The following is a 25,148-nucleotide window of genomic DNA, read 5'->3' on the forward strand; positions in this document are numbered from 1 at the left end:
GCAAGAAGCAGCCTTTTTTAGTTTGTCTGATTTGTGCGCCTTTCCTATCGGGCTTAGTGAGCCCAGGGCATTATGCGGCGGGTGAACCTGTCGGCGTTACCCAGCTTGATAGCTGCCTGATGGCGCATGCGATACAGGGCTTGATAGCAGAGCGGTACCAGATAGAGGCTGGTCAGCGTCGAGAAGCTCAAGCCGCCGATGATGGCGATCGCCATGGGTGAATAGGGTGGTCCGCCGCCACCAATCTGGGTGTCGCCCATAGCCAGTGGTATCAGGCCTAGTACCGTTGTGCCTACTGTCATGAGTACCGGGCGCAGACGGGTGATACACACTGCCTTGATGGTGGCAGAGAGGCGATCCAGCTCCGGCGTCTTCTGGTTGATCTGATCAACCAAGACTATGCCGTTATTCACCACAATCCCCATCAAGATCAGTATCCCAATCATGGCCATGATGGACATGCTGGTGCCGGTCAGCAGCAGCGCCCAGAACACCCCTGTGATGGAGAAGAGGATCGAGGTGATAATAGCCGTTGGCAGCAGTAGCGATTCGAACAGGGCGGCCATGACGATGTAGATCATGGCGATGGCCAAGATCATATTGGTCGCCATGATGGCCTGATCTTCATCCTGACGCTGGAAACCACCTCGTAGCGAGTAGCCATAGCCCGCAGGAAATTGCACCGCATCCATCACCTGTTTGATGGCCTTTTGGGCCTCTTCCGTGGTCATCTCATCCAGGTTGGCGCCGATTGAGAGCGCGGTTTGACGATCATAGTGGCGAATTGTATCGAATCGTGGACGAATCGAGATCTCGGCCAGGCTCTGCAAGGTGTAGACGCGATTACCCTGACGCACGATAGGCAGCTCTTTTAGCCTTTCGAGCGATTCGCGCCACTGTTTGTCGTAAGCCAGCTCGATACGCAACTCACCACTTGGGTCGTGTCTGAATGAGCGCAGCGGCGAACCCCTAAGAGCCATTGACACGCTGCGGGCAAGCTCGCTCAGGCTCAAGTCCAGTCTAGCGGCCATGGTGCGGTCAAGCTCAATGATCACCTCTTGCTGTGTGCTGTTAAGTTCTGAGCGCACATCGATGAGCCCGTCTATCTTGGCCAGCATAGGCACCACCTGTTCACTGATGGTGATCAGTTCGCTGGTGGAACGTCCCGTGAGGGTGACGCGAATGCCGTTGTTGTCGTTCCCCCAGCCAAATTGCGGCTTGGCGATGGAGAACTTCGGGAAGCCTTCACGGATCTTGCGCTTTAGTGCCTTGATATCTATGTCGGCATCTTCCTGTAGCAGCAGGGTCGACTGGCCTCTGTCGGCCGAGAAGTAGCTGTAGACAGAGTCGATATAGAAGGCTTCTTTATTAGCGTAGAGGTAATCTTCCATGCGGTTGATCATCGCCTCTGTGACATCCAGGCTGTGGCGCCCCTCTACCTGGTAGTTGATGTAGAGGCGATTGTTACCTTCTCCGTCATTTTGATCTTGTTGCACCATGCTCAGGGGCAGTGCTGTCGAAGCAAGGATCACCACGGCAATCAGCCCTGAACGCTTAGGTCTGTGTAAGATCCACGCCAGGCTACGCTCGTAGAAAGACTCGAGCTTGCTCTGCTTGGGATTGGTCTCAATCTCGAAATGCAGCTTAGTTAACATCAAAGGGATCAGCGTCTTAGCGACCAAGAGCGAGGCCGCCAGCGAGATACAGATGGCGATGGCCACATGCTCCAGGAAGATGGTCAGCTCTACCTTGACCCCGAAGATGTTTGGTAAGAACACAATGGCCGTGGTCAGAGTGCCGGCCAGCACCGCTAGGGCAACCTTGTTGACGCCTGTGAGCACTGCCTGGGAGGTGGTTGCCGTGCCCTGGTGTTGCTTCTCCTGTAGCACGCTCTCACTGACCACCACGGCGTTGTCGATCAGCATGCCGACCGCCAGTAATAGTCCCATCATAGAGAGAATATTTAGGCTGTAGCCCAAGAAATACATGCCAGCCAGCGTCATACACAGAGAGATGGGCACAGAGGAGACCACCACCAGTGTCATCTTTAGGTTGCGCAGGAAGAGATAGAGCACGGCAAATGAGAGCAGGGCGCCTATCAGGCCGGCGGCAAGTAGATCAGACAGGGAGGATTTCACACCGTAGGCCTGATCTTCCATAATAAACAGCTTGATACCGTTGAACTGCTGGTCCTGTTTGGCCGCTTCGATCACCTTGAGCACGCGCTCAGACACGTCCACCAGGTTGGCGCCAGATTCTTTGAACACGTCCAGACCGACCGCGTACTTCTGATCCAGATGACGACCATCGAGGCGCTCGGGCAGGGCGTAGCGAATGGTCGCTACATCGCCCAGGGTGACACCTGGGATCAATACCAGGGCGGCGATATCGTCGAGATCGCGAAACTCACCCTTTGGCGACACCTGATACACACGGGTGTTCGCCCTGAGCGTTCCGGCGCTGACGATAAAGTTCTCTTGCCCCAGTCGTTGTTGCAACATGGTGCTGTTGATGCCGGTGGCGCTGAGCTTGTCGGCATCGATTCTTATCTCTATCTGCTTCTGCTCGACACCATAGAGGCTCACCTGAGACACCCCTTCGACACGCTCCAGCGGCTTCTTCAGCTGCTTGTCCAGCAGATCGAAAGCGCCTGACAGCTCTCGCTCGCTCGAGATGCGTATGGTCAGCACAGGCATGTCGGCGGTGGAGAACTGGCGGATGAAGACTCGCTCTACATCCTTAGGTAGTAGGTGGCGAACCGCATCCACCTTTTCCCTGGCTTCCAGGCTCTTGGTGGAGACGTTTTCGCCCCACTTCATCCTGAGTTCAATTTCGGCGCCATTTTGTGATGAGCGCGATCTCAGCTCCTCAATCCCGCCCATGGTGGCGAGAGACTCTTCCAATACATTGGTGATCTCACGCTCCACCTCGGCAGGGGTTGAACCCTTGTAGGGGACTTCAATCATCACCTGGGGCATCTCGATGCCGGGAAACATCTCCAGCGGCAGCAGGCGACTCGAGGCCAGACCAAAGAGGAGTATGGCCACGAAGAACATGCTGGTGGTAACGGGTCTCGTTAGGGCTAATCGAGTGATATTCATACTGACTCTCCCTCTTGGACGACTTCGGCTGGTGCGTCAAACGCCTTGCGATCGAACAGGGCGTAGAGCGCTGGGATCACCACAAGCGTCAGTAGCGTGGCAAGTGACAAGCCGAAGATAACAGTGATCGCCATGGGGGCACGTACCTCGCTGCCATCGCCTAAACCCAGTGCCATAGGCGCCAGACCCAGAGCTGTGGTCATGGTGGTCATGACGATGGGGCGCAGGCGAGACTTGGCGGCTTCTTCGATAGCCGTCAGTTTAGCCATACCCTGCCCACGCAGCTGGTTGATGCGATCCACCAGGACGATGGCGTTGTTTACTACGATACCCGCCAGCATGATGAGGCCGATGAACACCACCACGCTCAGGTGAGTCTGGGTGATGAACAAGCCGAAGATGCTACCGCCAACTGCCATGGGCACGGCGATCAGGATGAGCAGCGGGTGTACCAGCGACTCGAACTGGCTAGCCATCACCAGATATACCAGGAAGACGGCCAATACCAGGGCGATCTGAAGTGACTGGAAGGAGTGTTCCATCTCTTCGTTCTGGCCGCCGAAGCGCACCTGAATCGAGCTAGGCAGATTTTGATGATCTATGATGCTTCTCGCCTCGATCACGGCATCGTTGAGATCACCATAGGCGAGGTTGGCCGAGACGATGGCAACGCGCTGCTGGCTGATACGGTTGATGGCAGAAGGGCCCAGATTCAAGGAGACATCGGCAACGGCGCTCAGCGGGATAGGCTGGTTGCTGTTGGGGTTGATGATCATCGAATCGATGTCGCTTATCTGGTCGCGCTCCTCGAGTTCGCTGCGCACCAAGATGTCGATCTTTCTATCGCGCACCGTATATTGGCTGGCGACTGTGCCGCCGATGCGCTGGGCGATACGATTCGCCACGGTTGGCGCGTCCATGCCTAAGGCGGCAAGGCGAGCGTGATCGAAACGGATGCTCAGCTCTGGCTGACCGTCACGCAGGCTGGTGTTGAGGTCGGCAAAGCGATCTGAGTCAGACAGCGCGCTGATGAGGTTATCGGCGGTCTGCTTGAGCTGAGTTAAGTCATAGCCTATCACTTCTATCTCAAGCGGGGTCTTGAAGCTAAACAGCTCTGGATGTTGGATCTTGGCCTCTAGTTCTGGGATGCGCATGGCAGTGGTGCGCAGCACATGGGTGACAGCGTTAAAGGCCTGATGATCGGCAAGCACCACCTGCAGACGGCCCCAGTTTTCGCCGCCGCGCGAGGTATCTGAGGTCATCAGACCGCCGCTACCGGCTTGGCTGTAGGCATGTTTTACATCTTCCCTATCTTTGATAGACAAGGCCAGTTTCTGTAACACTCTGTCTGTCTCACTGACTTCTGTGCCCGGTGGCAGCAGGACTTCTACATAGAACTCGCCCTGATTCATCGGCGGGATCAGCTCCATGCCGAGTCTTGGGATCAGGCTCATGGTGCCTAAGGTGAGGGTGAGTGCGATAGCCAGTGTCACCCAGGTAAACTTAAGCGCCTGACGCAGCAGCCTGTGATAAACACCTTCTAACAGGTGATAGAACCAGTTAAATGCCAGGCTGATGGGGCGCATGATCAGGCCTGCAAGCCATGAAAACGCGCGGCTCAGCATCAAGGCCAGGGTTAGCAGCAGCGACGGCAGATAGCTAAACAGCAGCACGAAGGGGAAGGAGCAGACGGTGGCACCGTAATGCTTCACCTTGGCCATCTTAGTGTCGAGCACAGGCTTCTCACGTTTCTGCACCAGGTGTGGCAGGGCCTTGAAACCTTCGCGCGAGGCCAGCATAGGGATGGTGGTCAGCGCGACCAATAGCGAGGCCAATAGGGCGAAGGTGACCGTCAGCGCCTGATCCGAGAACAGGGCACCAGCCACACCATCGACAAACACCAGCGGCACGAATACCGCCAGGGTGGTCATGGTAGAGGCGAAGATAGCGCCGGCCACCTCTTTGGTGCCAGTCACGGCGGCGTCGAGCTTGTTCATTCCCAGCTTGCGACAGCGGTCGATGTTTTCCAGCACCACGATGGCATTGTCTACCAGGAGCCCCACCGCCAGGGCGATACCGCCCAGTGACATGATGTTGAGGCTGATGTCGGCAAAATACATCATGTTAAAGGTGGCGATCACCGAAAACGGAATCGAGATGGAGATGATCAGGGTAGGCACTATATCCCTGAGGAACAGGTAGATCACCAGCATGGAGAGTAAGCTACCGATCAGCGCCGCCGAGGTGACCTCGCTGACCGCGCTCTCGATAAACTCTGATTGATCGTAGATAACCTTAAGGTCAGCCTTCTCGTTTAGCTTCTTGAGGTCGTTAAGTTTAGCGGTGACTTTACGGGCCACGGCAACCGTGTTGGCATCGCCTTCTTTATAGATGGCCAGCTCGATAGACTCGGCAGAGCCGATGCGGGTGATGTCGTTACGTTCCTTATGGCTGTCGATGATATCGGCCACCTCGAACAGACGCACCAGGGTCTGGTTGTCGCGATAGACGATGATCTGACCCAGCTCATCCAGGGAGTTGAACTGATTGAGGGTACGCACCAGATACTCTTTCTCGCCCTGTACCACCTTACCGGCAGAGAGGTTGATGTTTTCGGCGGCGATACGCTCGCGGATCTTGTCGGCGTTTAGATTTAGCTGAGTCAGCTTCTCCTGGTTAAGCTGAATATGCACCTCTTGCTCCAGACCACCGGAGAGCCTGACGGCCGCGACGCCGCTAAGGGATTCCAGCTGACGCTTGAGCTCCTCCTCGGCAAAGGTGCGCATCTGCTTGAGCGATTGGGCATCGGCGTCGGGCAGGGAGAGGGCCAGACGTACTATGGGATCCAGATTAGGGTTAAAGCGCAGCAACAGCGGTTTCTTCACATCCAGAGGCAGCTCTATGGTGTCTAGCTTTTCCCTCACCTCCAGGCTCGCCATGTCCATGTCTGTGCCCCATTCGAATTCGAGCACCACATCAGACATGCCAGAGCGGGAGATGGAGCTTATCTTACGCAGCCCCTTAACGATACCGGCGGCCTCTTCGATAGGCTTAGAGACAAGCTGCTCCACCTCGACCGGCGCAGCGCCTTCATATTGGGTACGTATGGTGATGGTCGGGTAGCTGAGATCCGGCAGGAGTTTCACCGCCAGGCGCGAAAAACCCACCATGCCAAAGAGGATCACCGCCAGCATAAACATCCACACGGATACCGGCCGTTTAACGGAAGTATTAATTATCGACATAAGCTAAGTTCCCGTTATTGTTGTGCGCGAGCAACGTCTAATTGGCTGATCACTTCAACTAAGGATTGATCTTTCAGATTTTGTTGTCCGCGGATCACTATTTGTTCGCCGGGTTCCAGGCCTGAGACCACCTCTACGGTATCGGCCTCGCGATAGCCTAGCGCAACTTCGCGGCGCAGGGCATTGTCACCTTGGATCACATACAGGGCGTACTGATTGTCCTGATTGACCACGGCGTTATAGGGAACGGTTATTACATTGCTGTGGGTGTCGTATCTAAGCTCAACCCGGGTAAACATACCCGCCTTAAGCTGGGCATTCTGGTTAGGCACCGAAAGTGTGACCTTAAAGGTACCGCTTTGGGGATCCACTATGGGGCTGACACGCAGCACTTTGGCATGAATGGTATCCTTGGTGTGCTTGTTGGCATACAGCTCGGCCTCCTGGCCTAGACGCAGGCTCTGCAGCTGCGCCTCTGGCAGATGGACTATGCCGTACAGTTCATCTTGATTAACCACATAGAAAAGCTGCTCAAACTCTTTGGCCATGTTACCGGCCTTCACATAACGCTTGGCCACCACGCCATCGATAGGGGAGCGAACCATGCTTTCTTGTACCTGTAGGGCGGCTAAATCGCGCTTGGCGATGGCGGCCTGTAGGTTGTATTCGAGTTTGGCCATGGAATCGGCGCTGATGAACTCTTTATTGCTCATCTTCTTCAAACGGTTGAGCTCCTGCTCGATGATCTCCACTTCGGCCTGTGAGCGAGCCAGATCGTAGCGCTGGCGCTTAGCATCTATGACTGCCAGCAGTTGCCCTTTAGAGACGCGATCCCCTTCTTCGACCTTAATGGACTCGATAAGACCGGCGATGCGGCTAACAACGTCGGCTTCCTGAGGAGCTTCCAGAGTTGCGGTAGTGCTATAAAAAGAGGAGACGTCACCTTGTATGACTGTCGTGGTTTCGACGGGAACGGCGTACTTTTCTTCTTCTTTCTTTGTTTCCTCATTACCACATGCACTGAGTACGGCAACAAATAGTAGGGGAAGTGCCAACTTAAACTTTGAAAAAGATTCCATGTGAAGATACCTATGTTATTTATCCAATTAGCCTTAGTAAGCACAAGGTGTGCCAAAATGTTAAACAGTTGTTTATCAATGGTTTATGCTAAAATCAGTTAGGGCATGGTGAGTTTGTTAACTGGTTTGTAGCGAAAATGTTTAACATGTGATGCTTTTGACTAATTAACAGTTAAGACCCATTGCCAAGGTCAGTGCAAATTGGATTTGATACAAAATGTATCTCTGCTGCATGGGGCAGCTTAGCTTGCCTGGATGTCAGGTTGGTTACTTAATGGAAAAGGGCTTAGAAGTGAAAAGCTGAGAGGAAAAGGACTGAGCGGGGAGGGCTGAAAGGAAAGGGCAGAAAGAAAAGGGCTTAAAGAGGAAAGGTGTGGAAGGTAAAGGGAGTCAATCGCTTTAAATCTTGAACCCATTGCGGTGAAGGCGCAGATACCAACATCCAAATAAAAAAGCTCCTCTATAACTACTCATGTAAAGGTGCATGTAAAAGGTGCATGTAAAAGGCTCACGGAAAAGCTTAGGCATAAAGCCTTGCCATAAACTGAGACGCTAAAAGAGTGCGACCAAAAGAGCTATTAAAGAAGAGCTATTAAAGAAGAGCGATTAAAGAAGAGCGATTAAAGCAAAGCTATCAGAAGAGAGGCATAAAAAAAGCACCCCGAAGGGTGCTTTTTAAGACTAGGCTGCGATTAACGCTTGTCCAGTTTGACGAAGTCGCGTTCTGGTGAGCCTGTGTAGAGCTGGCGTGGACGGCTGATCTTGTGACCAGGCTGGTCCAACATCTCTTTCCAGTGTGCAATCCAACCCACGGTACGCGCCAGGGCGAACAGTACGGTGAACATGCTTGTTGGAATGCCGATAGCCTTCATGATGATGCCTGAGTAGAAATCGACGTTTGGATAGAGTTTCTTCGATACGAAGTACTCATCTTCCAGTGCGATACGCTCAAGTTCCATCGCCACGTCGAGCAGCGGGTCATTGACCTTAAGCTCGGCAAGGACTTCGTGACAGGTTTCGCGCATAACCTTGGCGCGAGGGTCGAAGTTCTTGTAAACGCGGTGACCGAAGCCCATCAGACGGAATGGATCTTCTTTGTCTTTCGCACGAGCGATGAACTCAGGAATGCGATCGACGGTGCCGATCTCTTCCAGCATGTTCAGACACGCTTCGTTTGCGCCACCGTGTGCAGGGCCCCATAGTGAGGCGATACCCGCTGCAATACACGCAAATGGGTTAGCACCCGATGAGCCGGCTAGACGCACAGTAGAGGTAGAGGCGTTTTGCTCATGGTCTGCGTGCAGGATAAAGATACGGTCCATAGCGCGTTCGATGATTGGGTTAACCTTGTACTCTTCACAAGGAACGGCAAACATCATGCTTAGGAAATTGCCCGCATAGCTTAGGTCGTTACGTGGGTAAACAAATGGTTGACCAATTGAATACTTGTAACACATAGCGGCGATAGTCGGCATCTTAGAGACTAAACGGAACGCCGCAATTTCGCGGTGGTGTTCGTCGTTTACATCGAGAGAGTCTTGGTAGAATGCAGACAGTGCACCAGTTACGCCACATAGCATGGCCATCGGGTGTGCGTCACGGCGGAAACCACGGAAGAACGAAGCCAGTTGCTCGTTAACCATAGTGTGGGTCTTAACCGTGTAAACAAATTTGTCGTATTGAGCCTTGCTAGGTAACTCACCGTAAAGCAGTAGATAACAAAGATCTAAATAGTCTGAGTCGACGGCAAGTTCGTCGATCGCGTAACCACGGTGTAAAAGTATACCTTGGGCGCCATCAATGTAAGTGATAGCTGATTCGCAGGATGCTGTCGCTAGGAATCCTGGGTCAAATGTAAAATGACCTTTGCTACCGAGTTTGCTGATGTCGATAACATCAAATCCCGCCGTTCCTTTCTTAATAGGCAGGTCAATCGAATCGTTCCCTGGTAGTTCCAATTTGGCTATATTATCAGCCATACCCCGTTCTCCTTACTTCATTCTTATGTGAGTGCGGCTTTGTCAAACGCCAATACTTTACAGTGAATCTAGATCACATTTCAATTTAAATAAGTGTTTAAATTCGTTAGACCATGGTCTTAATTTAACGTAAGTGCCCGTCAATACAGCAACTTGGCAGATTTTTTTACCAAAAAAACAAAATTTGCATAATGTGATGTTTGTATTTGACATTTGTGGGGCGTATACTTGCTTCGGCTCGAAAGAGCTACAAACAAACCAATTCGTAGACCATTATTTACATACTTATTTAGTGATTTTTGAATTAGTTAACTGTTTGTTTCAACTTTCCTTTTGAGGCGAGAGGAGGTGGTAAGTTTGCTTGCTGGTCAAATTTCGTTCGAAAGAGGTTCAATAACAAAAATAATGCTCAATGGAGCAGAGTGAGCAGAACGTGAAAAAGCAAAGACCTGTCCATCTAGATCTGCAGACCATTCGCTTTCCTGCAACAGCGATTGCGTCAATCCTACACCGTGTCTCCGGTGTCATCATGCTGTTTGCCGTCGGCATTCTTATCTGGTTGTTGAGTGAGTCACTCGCATCTGCTGAGAGTTTCGCAGGCATTCAATCTCTATTTGATACCTTTATCGTTAAGTTTGTTGTCTGGGGAATTCTGACCGCGCTTGGTTATCACCTGATTGTTGGCGTACGCCACCTGATCATGGATACCGGTCGTTGGGAAGAGTTGGAATCGGGTAACGCTTCAGCGAAAGCCGCCTTCGTTATTGCAGCGGCATGGTCAATCATTGCGGGGATTTGGGTATGGTAACAAATGCAGCGAGTCTTGGACGCAGTGGCGTTCATGATTTTATTCTTCTTCGTGCTAGTGCCGTGATCCTTACTTGTTACACCATTTTCTTAGTAGGATTCATCGCCGCTAGTGCGCCTCTCACTTATGACGTATGGCACGGTTTGTTCAGTGCTTTGCCGATGAAAGTGTTTACGCTTCTTGCCCTGGTCGCCATCCTGGTTCATGCCTGGATCGGTATCTGGCAGGTGCTTACCGACTATGTTAAGCCGGTAGCCGTTCGTGGCGTACTCCAATTCGTCTTCGTCGTAGCAGCGCTTTCTTACCTGGCTGCTGGCATTGTTATTGTGTGGGGTGTTTAAGTGAGTATTCCAGTACGTGAGTTTGATGCAGTCGTAATTGGCGCCGGTGGCGCGGGTATGCGAGCTGCACTACAGATTTCTAAAGAAGGTAAGAGCTGCGCGCTGTTATCTAAAGTATTCCCAACGCGTTCTCATACCGTTTCTGCCCAGGGTGGTATTACCGTTGCCCTAGGTAACGCCCATGAAGACCATTGGGAACAGCACATGTACGATACCGTTAAGGGTTCCGATTTTATCGGTGACCAAGACGCTATCGAATTTATGTGTCAAACCGGTCCAGAAGCCATTATCGAACTCGAGCACATGGGTCTGCCATTCTCTCGTTTCGATAACGGTAAGATCTATCAGCGTCCTTTCGGCGGCCAATCGAAGAACTTCGGTGGCGAGCAGGCGGCACGTACTGCTGCGGCGGCAGACCGTACCGGTCACGCCCTGCTGCACTGTCTATACCAGCAGAACGTTAAGCATAAGACTGAAGTCTTCTCTGAGTGGTATGCACTTGACCTGGTTAAGAACGAAGACGGTGCCATCGTAGGTTGTACTGCAATCGAAATCGAAACCGGCGAAATCGTTTACTTCAAGTCTAAGGCCACCATTCTGGCTACCGGTGGTGCGGGTCGTATCTACGCCTCTACTACTAACGCTCACATCAACACAGGTGACGGTGTCGGCATGGCAATGCGCGCTGGCGTGCAGATGCAAGACATGGAGATGTGGCAGTTCCACCCAACCGGTATCGCCGGCGCGGGTGTACTGGTCACCGAAGGTTGTCGTGGTGAAGGCGGATACCTGCTGAACAAAGACGGCGAGCGCTTCATGGAGCGTTATGCGCCAAACGCGAAAGACCTGGCCTCTCGTGACGTGGTAGCACGTTCTATGATGACTGAGATCCGTGAAGGTCGTGGCCTCGACGGTCCACTAGGTCCTCACTGTCTACTGAAACTCGATCACTTAGGTAAAGAGACGCTTGAAGCACGCCTACCAGGCGTTTGTGAACTGTCTCGTACCTTCGCGCATATCGATCCAGCCGATGGCCCAATCCCTGTACTGCCAACTTGTCACTACATGATGGGTGGTCTGCCTGCTAAGGTGAGCGGTCAGGTGATCCGTAAGAACGAAGATGGCAGCGAAAGCGATGTCGTAGGTCTGTTTGCCGTGGGTGAGATTGCCTGTGTATCGGTACACGGTGCAAACCGCCTGGGTGGTAACTCACTACTCGACCTCGTGGTCTTTGGACGCGCAGCGGGTCAGCACCTGGGTAAGGCGTTGGATGAGACTGCCGATCCTAAAGAAGCGAGCGCCGATGAGATTGCTAAGTCTCTTGAGCGTCTAAATCGTTGGGAAAGCAACAAAGACGGTGAAGATCCTGCGCAGATCCGTAAAGATCTTCAGCTTTGTATGCAGCTTAACTTCTCGGTATTCCGTACCGGTGAGGCGATGGCAGAAGGTCTTGAAGAGCTTAAGGCGATTCGTGAGCGTCTGGCTAATGCTAAGCTGTCTGACAATTCAAGAGAGTTCAACACTCAGCGTATCGAGTGTCTAGAGCTTGATAACCTGATGGCGACAGCGATTGCGACTGCTTATGCGGCGAACTTCCGTCAAGAGAGTCGTGGTGCGCATTCACGTGAAGACTTCCTCGAGCGTGATGATGAGAACTGGTTGTGTCATAGCTTGTTCGATCCTCAGACCGAACAGATGACCAAGCGTGCGGTAAACATGGAGCCTAAGCTTCGTGAAGCCTTCCCGCCGATCAAGCGTACCTACTAAGGAAGATAAGATGAATTTGAAGATTGCTATTTATCGCTATAATCCTGAAGTAGACACTAAGCCTTACATGAAGGATTACACGCTAGAAGTGGCTGACGGTACCGATATGATGGTGCTGGATGTCCTGATGCAGCTGAAGGTACAAGACCCAACGCTGGCGTTCCGTCGCTCATGCCGTGAAGGTGTTTGTGGTAGTGATGGCGTAAACATGAACGGCAAGAACGGTCTGGCCTGTATCACACCAATTTCTACCTTCAAGGGTAAGAAGTTGGAGATACGTCCACTGCCGGGTATGCCTGTGGTTCGTGACCTGATTGTTGACCTGACTCAGTTCTACAAGCAGTACGAGAAGATCAAGCCTTACCTGATCAACGACGACAAGACACCGGCCCGTGAACATCTGCAATCGCCAGAAGAGCGTGCGCACCTGGACGGTCTGTATGAGTGTATCATGTGTGCGTGTTGTTCAACGGCTTGTCCATCATTCTGGTGGAACCCAGACAAGTTCATCGGTCCAAGCGGCCTGTTGCACGCCTATCGTTTCCTTATCGATAGCCGCGACACTGCCACCGAAGAGCGTCTGTCTGAGCTCGACGATGCTTACAGCGTATTCCGTTGCCATGGCATCATGAACTGTGTTGACGTTTGTCCTAAAGGACTCAACCCGACTAAAGCAATTGGACACATCAAGTCTATGCTGCTTAAGCGAGCTGTCTAAATGCAACACACTGAGCTGATTTTAATAATTATATAGCTCTTTTGAGAGTCACTTCTTCTATGTGAGAAGTGGCTCTTTTATGTAATGGAACTACACATGCCGTGAAATCTGGACTCTAGGGGCGGCAGATATTTTGCAATTGCAGTACATTTGACTGGATTGCATTTTCAATACTTTGGCTAAAAACACGTGTATAAAGTTTGAAAGGAATAGAAATGCACCAAGGCATCATGAAAGCCTGGCTCGAATCGTCTCATTTAAACGGGGCTAATTCGACCTATGTAGAAGAGATGTATGAAGCCTATCAAGAGGACCCTCAGTCAGTATCAGACGACTGGCGAGCGGTGTTTGATAACCTCCCATATGCCAACGGTGCAACAGCAGATGTGCCCGAAGCTGCCCACTCTAAAGTACGTGAATATTTCCGTAGTTTGGCGCTAGACGGTCGTCACAAGAGCGCTGCTCGTGTGACAGATCCAGAAGTCGATGCCAAACAGGTTAAAGTTCTTCAGTTGATCAACGCCTACCGTTTCCGCGGCCACCAGAATGCGAATCTGGATCCCCTCGGGCTATGGAAGCGCGATACCGTCTCTGAATTGGACCCGGCCTTCCACGGCTTAACCGGCGAAGATATGGAGCGTGAATTCAACACAGGTTCATTTGCTCACGGTGGCGACACCATGAAGCTGGGTGATCTGGTTAAAGCACTGAAAGCAACCTATTGTGCTGCTATCGGCGCGGAATACATGCACATCACAGATACCGATGAGAAGCGTTGGATCCAACAACGCTTGGAGCCATCATTAGGTAGAGCGAATTACGATAAGAACACCAAGACACGTATCCTCGAGGGCCTGAACGCCGCCGAAGGTATGGAGAAATATCTCGGCGCCAAGTTCCCCGGCGCAAAACGTTTCTCGCTGGAAGGTGGTGACGCGCTCGTCCCTATGATGCGTGAAATCATCTACCGTGGCGGTGAAGCGGGTACTAAAGAGATTGTCGTGGGCATGGCTCACCGTGGTCGTCTAAACCTGCTGGTTAACATCTTAGGTAAGAAGCCATCAGAACTCTTCGACGAGTTTGCCGGTAAGCACAGCGATGAGCTCAACGGCTCGGGTGACGTTAAGTATCACCAAGGTTTCTCATCAGATTTCGAAACACCGGGCGGCAACGTTCACCTGGCACTGGCGTTTAACCCATCACACCTTGAGATCGTTAACCCTGTGGTCATGGGCTCGGTAAGAGCACGTCTGGACCGCCGCGGTTGTAAGACGGGTCTTCAGGTGATGCCAATCACTGTACATGGTGACAGCGCCATCGCAGGTCAGGGCATAGTACAAGAGACATTTAACATGTCTCAGACCCGCGCCTTCAAGGTGGGCGGCAGTATCCGTATCGTGGTTAACAACCAGGTGGGCTTTACCACTAACCTGACTGAAGATACCCGTTCAACCGAGTACTGTACCGATATCGCCAAGATGGTACAGGCGCCTATCTTCCACGTGAACGCAGACGACCCAGAATCGGTCGCCTTCGTTGCTCAGCTGGCGGTTGATTACCGTAACGAGTTTAAGCGTGACGTAGTGATTGATCTGGTCTGTTATCGTCGTCACGGCCACAACGAGGCCGACGAGCCGAGTGCAACTCAGCCGCTGATGTATGCCAAGATCAAGAAGCATCCAACGCCACGTAAGATCTATGCCGACCGTCTGATCGAAGAGCAGACCCTAGGTGCAGATGATGTGACGGCTATGATCAACGACTACCGCGACGCACTGGACAAAGGCGATTGCGTAGTTAAAGAGTGGCGTCCAATGACGCTGCACACAGTTGACTGGACACCTTATCTAAACCGCGAGTGGGACGAGGCTTATCCTGCCGAGTTGCCGCTAGCCCGGGTTAAGGCGTTGGCTGATAAGATCAGCTACGTGCCAGAGAGCCACAAGCTACAGTCGCGTGTTGCTAAGATCTACAAAGACCGAGTGGCCATGGCCGCGGGTGACAAGCTGCTGGACTGGGGCTTTGCCGAAACACTCGCCTACGCCTCGATTTTGGATGACAACAAGCGCGTGCGTATCACAGGTCAAGACTCTGGCCGTGGTACCTTCTTCCACCGTCACGCCGTGTTGCACAACCAAAATGATGCGACAGCTTATCTGCCACTGCGTCACCTGTCTGACATGCAAGGCCCTATCGATATCTCTGACTCGGTATTGTCTGAAGCCTCAGTACTGGCGTTCGAATACGGTTATGCCACGGCTGAGCCGGGTGGCCTGACTATTTGGGAAGCTCAGTTCGGTGACTTCGCTAACTGTGCCCAGGTAGTGATCGATCAGTTCCTCTCTTCTGGCGAGCAGAAGTGGGGTCGTCTGTGTGGCTTGACCATGCTGTTGCCACATGGCTACGAAGGTCAGGGCCCAGAGCACTCGAGTGCACGTCTGGAGCGTTTCCTGCAGCTTTGTGCTAACCACAACATGCAGGTGTGTGTCCCATCGACACCGGCACAGGTTTACCACATGCTACGCCGTCAGGTAGTGCGTCCTATGCGTCGTCCTCTGGTGGTGATGTCACCTAAGTCACTGCTGCGTCATCCGCTGGCGGTGTCTAGCCTGGAAGAGCTGGCCGAAGGCACCTTCCAGAATGTGATTGCGGAGATCGACGAGCTCGATAGCAGCAAGGTCGATCGCGTGGTCTTCTGTAGCGGTAAGGTTTACTTCGAACTGCTCGAGAAGCGTCGTAAAGAGAACCTGGACAATGTTGCTCTGATCCGTGTAGAACAACTGTACCCGTTCCCACACGAAGATATGGCACAGATCCTCGCCCAGTATCAGCACGTTAAAGATTTCGTTTGGTGTCAGGAAGAACCTCAGAACCAGGGCGCTTGGTATTGCAGCCAGCACCACTTCTGGGCAGCCATTCCTGCCGGTGCTCAATTAACCTATGCGGGTCGTGAAGCCTCGGCCGCGCCAGCATGTGGTTATCCGGCCCTGCACACCCAGCAGCAAGAATCTTTAATCAATAGCGCATTAAAACTGTAGTAATAGACAATTTATAAAAAGGATAGCTTTCCATGAGTATCGAAATTAAGGTACCCGTACTGCCAGAATCAGTTGCTGATGCAACCATCGCCACATGGCATGTTAAAGCTGGCGAGCAAGTGTCTCGTGATCAAAACCTGGTTGATATCGAAACCGACAAGGTGGTTCTAGAAGTGGTTGCACCAGAAGATGGTTCAATCGTTGAGTTCCTGGCGGAAGAGGGCGACACAGTGTTGGCCGAAGCCGTAATCGCTAAGTTTGTTGCTGGTGCGGTTGCCGGTCAGGAAGTCTCTAAAGAGCAAGCCGAAGCGGCAGCCCCGCAAGCGGAAGCGGCTAGCGAAGAGTCTAACGATGCCCTGAGCCCATCTGTACGTCGTCTGATTGCCGAGCACAACCTGGATGCCGCTAAGATCAAGGGTACTGGTGTTGGCGGTCGTATCACTAAAGAAGATGTGGAAGCCTTCATCAAGTCAGCGCCTGCTGCTAAAGCAGCGGCGCCAGCCGTTGTTGCGCCGCTAGGTGAGCGTAGCCAGAAGCGTGTACCTATGACGCGTCTGCGTAAGACTATCGCTAACCGTCTGCTGGAAGCGAAGAACTCAACCGCTATGCTGACGACTTTCAACGAAGTGAACATGAAGCCTATCATGGACATTCGTAAGCAGTATCAAGAGCTGTTCGAGAAGAAGCACGGCATCCGTCTTGGTTTCATGTCTTTCTACGTGAAAGCCGTGACCGAAGCACTGAAGCGTTTCCCTGAAGTGAATGCCTCTATCGACGGTGATGATATCGTTTACCACAACTACTTCGACGTGAGCATCGCGGTTTCTACGCCTCGTGGCCTGGTAACCCCAGTACTGCGTGACACAGACACCATGAGCCTGGCTGACATCGAGCGTAACGTTCGTGACCTAGCTATCAAGGGCCGCGACGGTAAGCTGACTGTTGACGACATGACCGGCGGTAACTTCACCGTGACTAACGGCGGCGTATTTGGCTCGCTAATGTCTACCCCAATCCTTAACCTGCCACAAAGCGCTATCTTGGGCATGCATGCCATCAAAGATCGCCCAATGGCGGTTAATGGTCAGGTAGAAATTCTACCTATGATGTACCTAGCACTCTCTTATGACCACCGTATCATCGATGGTCGTGAGTCTGTTGGCTTCCTGGTTGCCATTAAGGACTTCCTGGAAGACCCAACTCGTCTACTATTAGACCTGTAAGACGATGTTGTTTCGATGCCTGTCGGCAACGGTAGGCATCACCCCTCGCTACCGGCTCTATTGAGCCGGTTGGATTAGATTAGAAGTATACGGATAGATCATCATGAATTTGCATGAGTATCAGGCAAAAGCCCTATTTGCCGAATATGGTTTACCAGTGTCAGAAGGTTATGCTTGTGATACCCCTCAAGAGGCGGTAGAAGCGGCTGGCCATATTGGCGGAGATATGTGGGTTGTTAAGTGTCAAGTACACGCAGGCGGCCGTGGTAAAGCAGGTGGCGTTAAAGTTACCGGCGATAAAGAAGAGATCAGAGCATTTGCTGAGCATTGGTTAGGTAAAAACCTGGTAACTTATCAGACTGACGAAAAAGGTCAGCCAGTTGCTAAGATCCTAGTCGAAAGCTGCACTGATATCGCAAACGAGCTGTACCTAGGTGCCGTTGTTGACCGTGCGACCCGTCGCGTTGTCTTCATGGCGTCTACCGAAGGTGGCGTTGAGATTGAAACAGTTGCCGAAGAGACACCTGAGCTGATCCACAAGGCGATTATCGATCCTTTGACAGGTCCTCAGCCTTACCAAGCACGCGATCTTGGCTTCAAGTTGGGTCTGAACCCAACTCAGATGAAGCAGTTCACTAAAGTCTTCATGGGTCTGGCGACTATGTTCACCGACCACGACTTCGCACTGCTTGAGATCAACCCTCTGGTTATCACTACCGAAGGCAACATCCACTGTCTAGACGGTAAGATTGGTATCGATGGCAACGCACTGTTCCGTCAACCAAAGATCCGTGACATGCACGATCCATCACAGGATGACGCTCGTGAAGCACACGCGGCAAAATTCGAGCTGAACTATGTTGCCCTAGACGGTAACGTAGGCTGCATGGTAAACGGTGCCGGCCTAGCTATGGGTACTATGGACATCGTTAACCTGCACGGCGGCAAGCCAGCTAACTTCCTTGACGTTGGTGGCGGCGCGACTAAAGAACGTGTTGCTGAAGCATTCAAGATCATCTTGTCTGACGCTAACGTGAAAGCGGTTCTGGTTAACATCTTCGGTGGTATCGTACGTTGTGACATGATCGCTGAAGGTATCATTGGTGCCGTTAAAGAAGTGGGTGTTGAAGTGCCAGTGGTTGTTCGTCTAGAAGGTACTAACGCAGATCTCGGTCGCGAAGTATTGGCTAACTCTGGTCTTGACATTATTGCAGCCGAGTCGCTAACCGACGCTGCTGTTAAAGTTGTTGCTGCTGCGGAGGGCAAATAATGTCTGTATTAATTAACAAAGATACCAAGGTTATCTGTCAGGGTTTCACTGGCGGTCAAGGTACTTTCCACTCTGAGCAAGCAATCGCTTACGGTACGCAAATGGTTGGCGGTGTTTCGCCAGGCAAGGGCGGTCAGGTTCACCTGGGTCTGCCTGTATTCAACACAGTAAAAGATGCTGTGGCTGAAACCGGTGCGACTGCTACCGTTATCTATGTACCTGCGCCTTTCTGTAAAGACGCTATCTTGGAAGCTATCGACGGCGGCATCGAGCTAATCGTTTGTATTACTGAAGGTATTCCTACTCTGGATATGCTGGAAGTTAAGGTTAAGCTGGAAGAGACTGGCGTTCGCATGATCGGTCCAAACTGCCCAGGTGTTATCACCCCAGGCGAATGTAAGATCGGTATCATGCCAGGTCACATCCACAAGCCAGGTAAAGTGGGCATCGTGTCTCGCTCTGGTACTCTAACCTATGAAGCGGTTAAGCAAACGACTGACGAAGGTTTCGGCCAATCAACTTGTGTTGGTATCGGTGGTGACCCAATCCCAGGTACTAACTTCATCGACGTATTGGAAATGTTCCAAAACGATCCACAGACCGAAGCTATCGTTATGATCGGCGAGATCGGTGGTACTGCTGAAGAAGAAGCTGCTGCTTACATCAAGGCTAACGTGACTAAGCCTGTTGTCTCTTACATTGCCGGTGTTACTGCTCCTGCTGGTAAGCGTATGGGCCACGCTGGCGCGATCATCGCTGGCGGTAAAGGTACGGCTGAAGACAAGTTTGCTGCACTAGAAGCGGCAGGCGTGACTACCGTACGTTCACTTGCCGACATCGGCAGTGCACTGCGTGCTAAGACTGGCTGGTAATATCCATCTAAGTCTGTAGCATGAATTAAAAAAGGCGCCTTAGGGCGCCTTTTTTATTACCTATCAAATCTGTTTGCTTTTAAAGCTTAAGCATTTTTCCTGTGGCCGTTTTCCCTATGACGGGAGAGGCCAAACTCGGCTGGGGTCAGGATATAGGTATCCTCGCAGTAGAAGTCTTCGGCGGTGCACTGCTGCCACCAGGATGCCCAGGCGGTGCCTTGCAGCTTCTCTTCTATGATGGCGTTGTGGGTCAGGGGTGCCACCAGGCTGCCGGTGGAGATCAGCAGGCCATAGGGAGAGCGGCGCTTGATCATCCTAGGCTTTAACTTGTTGGGGTTATCCAGCCCCATGCTGCCCACCAGTTCATAGAAGGCTTTTAGGGTGTTGTGATGGAAGTTCTTCACCCGCTCGCTCTTCACCTGTACATCCAGCGCCTTGGAGCGGGCGGGATCTTGAGTCGCAATACCCGTGGGACACATGTTGGTGTTACAGCTTCTGGACTGAATGCAGCCCAGCGACAGCATCATGGTGCGGGCGGCGTTGACTAAGTCGGCGCCCATGGCGATCTTGGTGAGCAGGTCGAAGCTGGAGGCCGTCTTGCCCGAGGCGATCAGGGTGATCTTGTGCCTCAGACCCACGCCCACCAGGGCGTTGTTGGCAAAGTAGACTCCTTCGAGACACATCATCCCCAGGCGGTTACTGAACTCGACCGGCGCCGCCCCCGTGCCGCCTTCGGCGCCATCGATGGTGATAAAATCGGGTGTGATGCCTGTCTTGAGCATTGCCTTACAGATGGCGAGAAACTCGGCCGGATTACCTATGCAGAGCTTAAAGCCCACCGGCTTGCCACCACTCAACTCCCGCAGGTGTTTGACGAAGTTGAGCAGGGCGATAGGCGTGGTACATTCAGGGTTGACCGCAGGGGAGACACAGTCTTTATCCATGGGAATATGGCGAATGAGGGCGATCTCCTGGGTGATCTTGGCCTTGGGCAGCACGCCGCCGTGACCCGGCTTGGCCCCCTGGCTGAGCTTTATCTCTATCATCTTGATCTGTGGTCGTTTGGCCATCTTCTCGAAGCTGTCTGGGTTGAAGTTACCCTCATCGTCGCGGCAGCCAAACAGGCCGGAGCCTATCTGCCACACCAGGTCGCCGCCATGCTTGAGGTGATAGGGACTGGCGCCGCCTTCCCCCGTGTTGTGATAGCAGCCCGCCTTCTTGGCACCCAGGTTGAGTGCCTCGATGGCATTGGCGCTGAGGGAGCCAAAGCTCATGGCCGAGATATTAAAGTAAGAGGCATCATAGGGCTGAGTGCAGTCTGGTCCGCCGATGCGCACCCGCTTGGCCTGCTCATCGATATGTTTTGGCGACAGCGAGTGCCACAGGCTCAGATAGTTCTCCTCTAACAGATCGCGCTGGGTGCCGAAGGCTATGGTATCGCGCACATTCTTGGCCCTTTGATAGACCAAGGAGCGTTGCTCGCGGTTAAAGGGGGCTTCCTCTGTGTCGCTGGCGATAAAGTACTGCTGTATCTCTACCCGGTAAGACTCGAGGAAGTAGCGTAGGTAGGCGACCACAGGGTAGAGGCGGTTAAGGGTGTGGGAGCTAAAGAGCAGATCGTAGGCGCCGACCAAGGTGTAGAGCAGGGTAAAGCTGAGAACGAAGGCGGCGCCGGTGCCGCCAAAGGTGAGATATAAATAGAGTCCGGCCCCGTTACCTAGGGTGGCGATAAGCCAAAAGACCTTTTGCATGATTGTCATAACGCATTCCTGTATTGCAGACACTTATCATTATCTGTCTATTGAACGTCATTGCGGCGGCTTTGGCAATCGGCCATCTCTGTGGCGAGCGATGAATTTTGCTTATTTTAAGCGGGGTTAGTGTAAAGCTGGGTCGACAAATCCCTAGATTAATACTTTCTAATCTACTCTGTAGTGGGTATATTGTTGGGCTGGATGGGGGAAAAGAAAGGAGTGACAGATGTTCATCGCAGAAACAGAGAGGCTGATTTTACGTCGATTCGAGGCCAAGGATGTGGAGAGTCTATTTCTGCTCAATAGCATTCCCGAGGTGCTGACTTATATTCCCGGCGCGCCCATGACCTGTCGCTCGCAGGCAGAGGATATTTTGGAAAATGTGCTGCTGAAAAACTATCGCGAGCGTGGCTTTGGCCGCTGGGCGGTAGAGCATAAGGCTGACAACAAGGTGATAGGCTTCTGCGGTCCCACTTACATCAAGGAGTTTGATGAGGTGGAGCTGGGCTATCGTTATCTGCCCGAGTATTGGGGCAAGGGGATTGGCAGCGAGGCAGGTCATGCGGCGCTGTCACGCTTTAAAGATCACGGCATAGACGAGGCGATAGCGCTCATACTGCTGGGCAACAAGGGCTCCGAAGGGGTGGCGCGTAAGCTGGGCATGGCTGAGCGTGAACGCAGTAAGTTCATGGGCCACAAGGTGAACGTATTTCACAAGGTGTTGTGATGAAGGCATTAACTCACTTGAGGAATAAACCTTAGATAAAGAAAAACCAGCATTAAGCTGGTTTTTCTTTATCGGCTGTTTGCCTGCGAATTATTCGTCGCCGTGGTCGCACTCGTCGTTGGTGCAGACACCGTAGAGATATAGGCTGTGGTTGGTCAGCTTGATGTTGTGCTTCATGGCGATCTCGTCCTGGCGTCTCTCGATCACTTCATCAGAGAACTCGATCACCTTGCCGCAAGAGAGACACACCAGATGATCATGATGGTGGGTCGAGGCCAGCTCAAATACCGCCTTGCCGCTTTCGAAATGGTGACGGGTGACGATACCCGCGTCATCGAACTGGTTCAGTACACGGTATACCGTGGCCAGTCCAATCTCTTCGCCAATATCGAGCAATTTCTTATATAGTTCTTCTGCACTGATATGCTGGTTTTCGGGCTCCTGCATCAGCTCGAGGATCTTGACTCGTGGTAAGGTGACCTTTAATCCCGCTTTCTTTAGCGCTTGATTTCCATCTGTCATTATTAATCTCTGGATTGAAGAACCATTAGCAATGCCAATAGTGGTTCAGTAGTTGATGTTGAGAACCATTATAGGGGTTGAATTTGAAAACTTAAACCTTTGATCTTGCATATTGTTCGCATCGGCAGAAATTTGTTCTAAATTGGCCCTACCTGTGTGATTTAGGCTGAATTTAACGCGTACTTTTTGTAATGTTATTGAGACTAATGCCTAATAGCCTAACGGCGGCAACTCTGGCAGGATGAAATCTGGTCAACCTGTATCCTGTGGGCGATAGCGACCCGCAAAAGCATAAAAATAAGGAAGAGGGATGTATCGGCAGATCGTAGTGTTAACTGGGGCGGGGATCTCAGCGGAATCTGGCTTGAGAACCTTTAGGGATCAAGATGGGCTTTGGGAAGAGCATAAAATCGAGGACGTGGCGACGCCTGAAGGTTATGCCCGCGACCCGGAAATGGTGGAGCGCTTCTATAACGAGCGTTGGCAACAGCTTCACAATGGCAAGATAGAACCCAATGCCGCCCACAAGGCGCTAGCGAGGCTCGAGCAGGAGTTCGATGGCCAGCTGCTGGTGGTGACGCAAAATATCGACGACCTGCATGAACGTGCAGGTTCCCGTCGCCTGCTGCATATGCATGGTGAGCTAACCAAGGGACGCTGCCCGCGCTCCCATCAGACCTTTCTGCTAACCGATCACTTTGGGGTCAATCATACCTGTACCTGCTGCATTCCCGCCCAGCGACTGCGCCCCCACGTAGTCTGGTTCGGCGAGATGCCCATAGGCTTAGATCGCATACAGCATGCGCTGGACACTTGCGATCTCTTTATCGCCATCGGCACCTCGGGCACAGTTTATCCGGCGGCGGGCTTCGTCGACACCGCCAATCATCATGGTGCGCAGACGGTAGAGGTCAACCTGGTGCCAGCAGATCGCCACAGCCAATTCCAGTATCACCTGCAAGGCAAGGCCAGCGAGATAGTGCCGCAACTGGTGGAGCAGATCCTCGCAGGCGAGGTGATTGGCGAGAAGCCCTTATCTGGCGCCGCTAATGTGTGATTTAAGGCATGAGTTAAGGCATGAGTTTAAGGTTTGAGGCCAAGGCGTGAGCCAATTTGAGTGTGACCTCGGCGGCGAAGTGCAGACACAAAACGCTGCGACTGCGGCGGACAGTCTCACCAGCCGGCTAGCGATCATCATGCGCGGCCTGCCGGGCAGTGGTAAGAGTCACTGGGTCGATGGCTTCATTGCCACTCGCCCCGACGGTGACGCGATTCGCCGCCGCGGCTACTTCTCCACCGACGATCGTTTCATCATCGCGGGCGAGTACCGCTTCGATGCCAGTAAGCTGTCTGAATATCATCAGCTTAATCTAACCGGTTTCATTCAGGCCTTGTCGCGCCAGGAGCCCGTGGTGATCTGCGATAACACCAACATGGCCCACTGGGAGTTTATCGCCTATGAGGCCGCTGCCAAGGCGATGGGCTATCAGGTGCGTATTTTGCTGATTGGTGACCCGCAGGATGCGGCGCATCAGGCGCTGTGCGCCGAGCGTAACCAGCATGGCCTGGGGCTAAAGCAGATCCAGGCGATGGCGCGTCAATTCCAGCAGCTGTAAAGACCATAATCTTTCCGATTTATTCTCTTGAGGAAGCAAGATGTTTGCCGTGATTTTTCGGGCCAAGGTAGCCACTTTAGATGCCAGATATGCCGAGATGGCCGCCAAGATGAGGCAGTTGGCGATGGATAAGTACCACTGCCAGGATTTCGTTGCCGTTACCGAAGGCGAGCAGGAGATCGCCATCTCCTATTGGCGCAACGAGGCCGATATTCTGGCCTGGAAACAAGACAGCGAACATAGAATCGCCCAGCAACTTGGCCGCGAGGCCTGGTATGAGAGCTACAGGGTCGAGGTGGTGGAGATCAAGCGTCAGTATCAAGGCTAAGACAAATACTTAACTAAGCCTTTATTGAGAATTAAGCAGAACATTTGCCTCGGAAGGAAAGCCTCACAAGGAGACGAAACAGTGACTATGGTGCTGATCAGCGATCTTAACAGCGCGGCAAGCCAGGCGGCGATAACCTCTGTGCTCAACCAAGGTGCTAATAAGCGTACTAGCCTGGGTTATCTGGCCTCGGGCCATGAGCCGGAGCAAAGCTACTACCTAGGGACTCAGCAGCAGTATGCCCGCTTAGGCATGGCGCTTAGCCATTATCTGGATCTCGAGCAGAGCTATACCCAGGCAGGGCTGGATAGATTACTCAACTGCCGGGCGATTCACCTTGCCGGCGGCGATACCTTTCAATTTCTGGCTCAGGTGCAGAAACGCGGCCTGATGGCGGAGTTTGCCGAATATCTCAATCGCGGCGGGATCTTGATCGGACTCAGCGCCGGCGCCATATTGATGACGCCAAGCATCGCCTGTGCGCCCCTGTGCGGCGATGAGAATCACCTGGGGCTGAGCGATATGAATGGGATGGGGTTGCTTCCCTATCAGTTTCTGCCCCATAGCGATCTGAGCGATGGCGGCGTAGCACTCAGCGTCAGGGCCGCTTGCCTGCTTGAGGCCGCTTCTCTGGCCGAGTATCCGCTGATCCTCTGTGGTGATGAGGATGCCGTTGTCGCCACCAAGGCAGGGCTGAGCGGTTTCGGTCAGCCACTGCTGTTCGATGGTGTGAGCCTTATGTCCTTAGTTTAAAGGCAAA

At 52.6% G+C, this 25,148-nt stretch carries 19 protein-coding genes; 13 read left to right on the forward strand and 6 right to left on the reverse strand.

What is annotated here, in order from left to right; translation table 11 throughout:
• Positions 1–53: 53 nt before the first annotated feature.
• From K0I31_RS08540 to K0I31_RS08555, 4 genes are all read right to left on the reverse strand, one after another.
• Positions 54–3,101, reverse strand: a complete 3,048-nt coding sequence (locus K0I31_RS08540; RefSeq protein WP_220080542.1) for an efflux RND transporter permease subunit — start codon at positions 3,099–3,101, stop codon at positions 54–56.
• Positions 3,098–6,346, reverse strand: a complete 3,249-nt coding sequence (locus tag K0I31_RS08545; protein ID WP_220080543.1) for an efflux RND transporter permease subunit — start codon at positions 6,344–6,346, stop codon at positions 3,098–3,100. The genes K0I31_RS08540 and K0I31_RS08545 overlap by 4 nt, the downstream gene beginning before the upstream one ends.
• Positions 6,347–6,360: 14 nt before the next feature.
• Positions 6,361–7,425 carry an efflux RND transporter periplasmic adaptor subunit gene (locus tag K0I31_RS08550; protein WP_220080544.1) on the reverse strand — a complete coding sequence of 355 codons (1,065 nt, stop codon included), beginning with the start codon at positions 7,423–7,425 and terminating at the stop codon, positions 6,361–6,363.
• Between the two features lie 692 nt (positions 7,426–8,117).
• Positions 8,118–9,404, reverse strand: a complete 1,287-nt coding sequence (locus K0I31_RS08555) for a citrate synthase (protein WP_220080545.1) — start codon at positions 9,402–9,404, stop codon at positions 8,118–8,120.
• A 412-nt stretch (positions 9,405–9,816) separates the two neighbouring features.
• Between K0I31_RS08555 and sdhC the strand changes: the two genes are divergently transcribed.
• The 8 genes from sdhC (at position 9,817) to sucD (ending at position 19,441) form a co-directional block, all read left to right on the forward strand.
• Positions 9,817–10,212, forward strand: coding sequence for a succinate dehydrogenase cytochrome b556 subunit (sdhC, locus tag K0I31_RS08560; RefSeq protein ID WP_220044954.1), 396 nt, complete (start codon positions 9,817–9,819; stop codon positions 10,210–10,212).
• Positions 10,206–10,553, forward strand: coding sequence for a succinate dehydrogenase, hydrophobic membrane anchor protein (sdhD, locus tag K0I31_RS08565; protein ID WP_011865451.1), 348 nt, complete (start codon positions 10,206–10,208; stop codon positions 10,551–10,553). Before sdhC ends, sdhD begins: the two co-directional genes overlap by 7 nt.
• On the forward strand, positions 10,554–12,320 hold the full coding sequence (sdhA, locus tag K0I31_RS08570; RefSeq protein WP_011865452.1) for a succinate dehydrogenase flavoprotein subunit: 1,767 nt from the start codon (positions 10,554–10,556) through the stop codon (positions 12,318–12,320).
• A 10-nt stretch (positions 12,321–12,330) separates the two neighbouring features.
• Positions 12,331–13,038 carry a succinate dehydrogenase iron-sulfur subunit gene (locus K0I31_RS08575; protein WP_011865453.1) on the forward strand — a complete coding sequence of 236 codons (708 nt, stop codon included), beginning with the start codon at positions 12,331–12,333 and terminating at the stop codon, positions 13,036–13,038.
• 215 nt (positions 13,039–13,253) lie between these two features.
• Positions 13,254–16,076: a 2-oxoglutarate dehydrogenase E1 component gene (sucA, locus tag K0I31_RS08580; RefSeq protein WP_220080546.1), complete on the forward strand. Its 2,823-nt coding sequence runs from the start codon at positions 13,254–13,256 to the stop codon at positions 16,074–16,076.
• Between the two features lie 32 nt (positions 16,077–16,108).
• A complete protein-coding gene (odhB, locus tag K0I31_RS08585) occupies positions 16,109–17,299 on the forward strand; it encodes a 2-oxoglutarate dehydrogenase complex dihydrolipoyllysine-residue succinyltransferase (protein ID WP_220044957.1) in 1,191 nt (396 codons plus the stop codon).
• A gap of 103 nt (positions 17,300–17,402) precedes the next feature.
• Positions 17,403–18,569, forward strand: a complete 1,167-nt coding sequence (gene sucC, locus K0I31_RS08590) for an ADP-forming succinate--CoA ligase subunit beta (protein WP_011865456.1) — start codon at positions 17,403–17,405, stop codon at positions 18,567–18,569.
• A complete protein-coding gene (gene sucD, locus K0I31_RS08595; RefSeq protein WP_011865457.1) occupies positions 18,569–19,441 on the forward strand; it encodes a succinate--CoA ligase subunit alpha in 873 nt (290 codons plus the stop codon). Before sucC ends, sucD begins: the two co-directional genes overlap by 1 nt.
• 86 nt (positions 19,442–19,527) lie before the next feature.
• Here sucD and K0I31_RS08600 read toward each other — a convergent pair whose 3' ends face one another.
• Positions 19,528–21,201, reverse strand: coding sequence for an FMN-binding glutamate synthase family protein (locus K0I31_RS08600; RefSeq protein ID WP_220080547.1), 1,674 nt, complete (start codon positions 21,199–21,201; stop codon positions 19,528–19,530).
• A 220-nt stretch (positions 21,202–21,421) separates the two neighbouring features.
• On the opposite strand from K0I31_RS08600, the gene K0I31_RS08605 reads away from it, so the two are divergent.
• The gene (locus K0I31_RS08605; protein ID WP_011865459.1) at positions 21,422–21,922 is read left to right on the forward strand and encodes a GNAT family N-acetyltransferase; all 501 of its coding nucleotides are present in this window, start codon (positions 21,422–21,424) and stop codon (positions 21,920–21,922) included.
• Between the two features lie 90 nt (positions 21,923–22,012).
• On the opposite strand, the gene fur is transcribed toward K0I31_RS08605, so the two are convergent.
• Positions 22,013–22,444 (reverse strand): ferric iron uptake transcriptional regulator, encoded by a 432-nt coding sequence (fur, locus tag K0I31_RS08610; RefSeq protein ID WP_144198831.1) that lies wholly within the window; start codon positions 22,442–22,444, stop codon positions 22,013–22,015.
• Positions 22,445–22,754: 310 nt separating this feature from the next.
• Between fur and cobB the strand changes: the two genes are divergently transcribed.
• The 4 genes from cobB (at position 22,755) to K0I31_RS08630 (ending at position 25,141) form a co-directional block, all read left to right on the forward strand.
• The gene (gene cobB, locus K0I31_RS08615) at positions 22,755–23,501 is read left to right on the forward strand and encodes a Sir2 family NAD+-dependent deacetylase (RefSeq protein ID WP_011865461.1); all 747 of its coding nucleotides are present in this window, start codon (positions 22,755–22,757) and stop codon (positions 23,499–23,501) included.
• 139 nt (positions 23,502–23,640) lie between these two features.
• Complete coding sequence (locus K0I31_RS08620; RefSeq protein ID WP_220080807.1) at positions 23,641–24,060, forward strand: AAA family ATPase; 420 nt, start codon at positions 23,641–23,643, stop codon at positions 24,058–24,060.
• A gap of 40 nt (positions 24,061–24,100) precedes the next feature.
• Entirely contained in the window at positions 24,101–24,388 is a 288-nt protein-coding gene (locus K0I31_RS08625; protein WP_220080548.1) for an antibiotic biosynthesis monooxygenase family protein, read from the forward strand.
• Between the two features lie 87 nt (positions 24,389–24,475).
• Positions 24,476–25,141 carry a peptidase E gene (locus tag K0I31_RS08630; protein WP_258406638.1) on the forward strand — a complete coding sequence of 222 codons (666 nt, stop codon included), beginning with the start codon at positions 24,476–24,478 and terminating at the stop codon, positions 25,139–25,141.
• Positions 25,142–25,148 lie beyond the last annotated feature (7 nt).

Origin of the sequence: Shewanella spartinae (assembly GCF_019457555.1) — a bacterium.
Classification (GTDB): domain Bacteria; phylum Pseudomonadota; class Gammaproteobacteria; order Enterobacterales; family Shewanellaceae; genus Shewanella; species Shewanella loihica.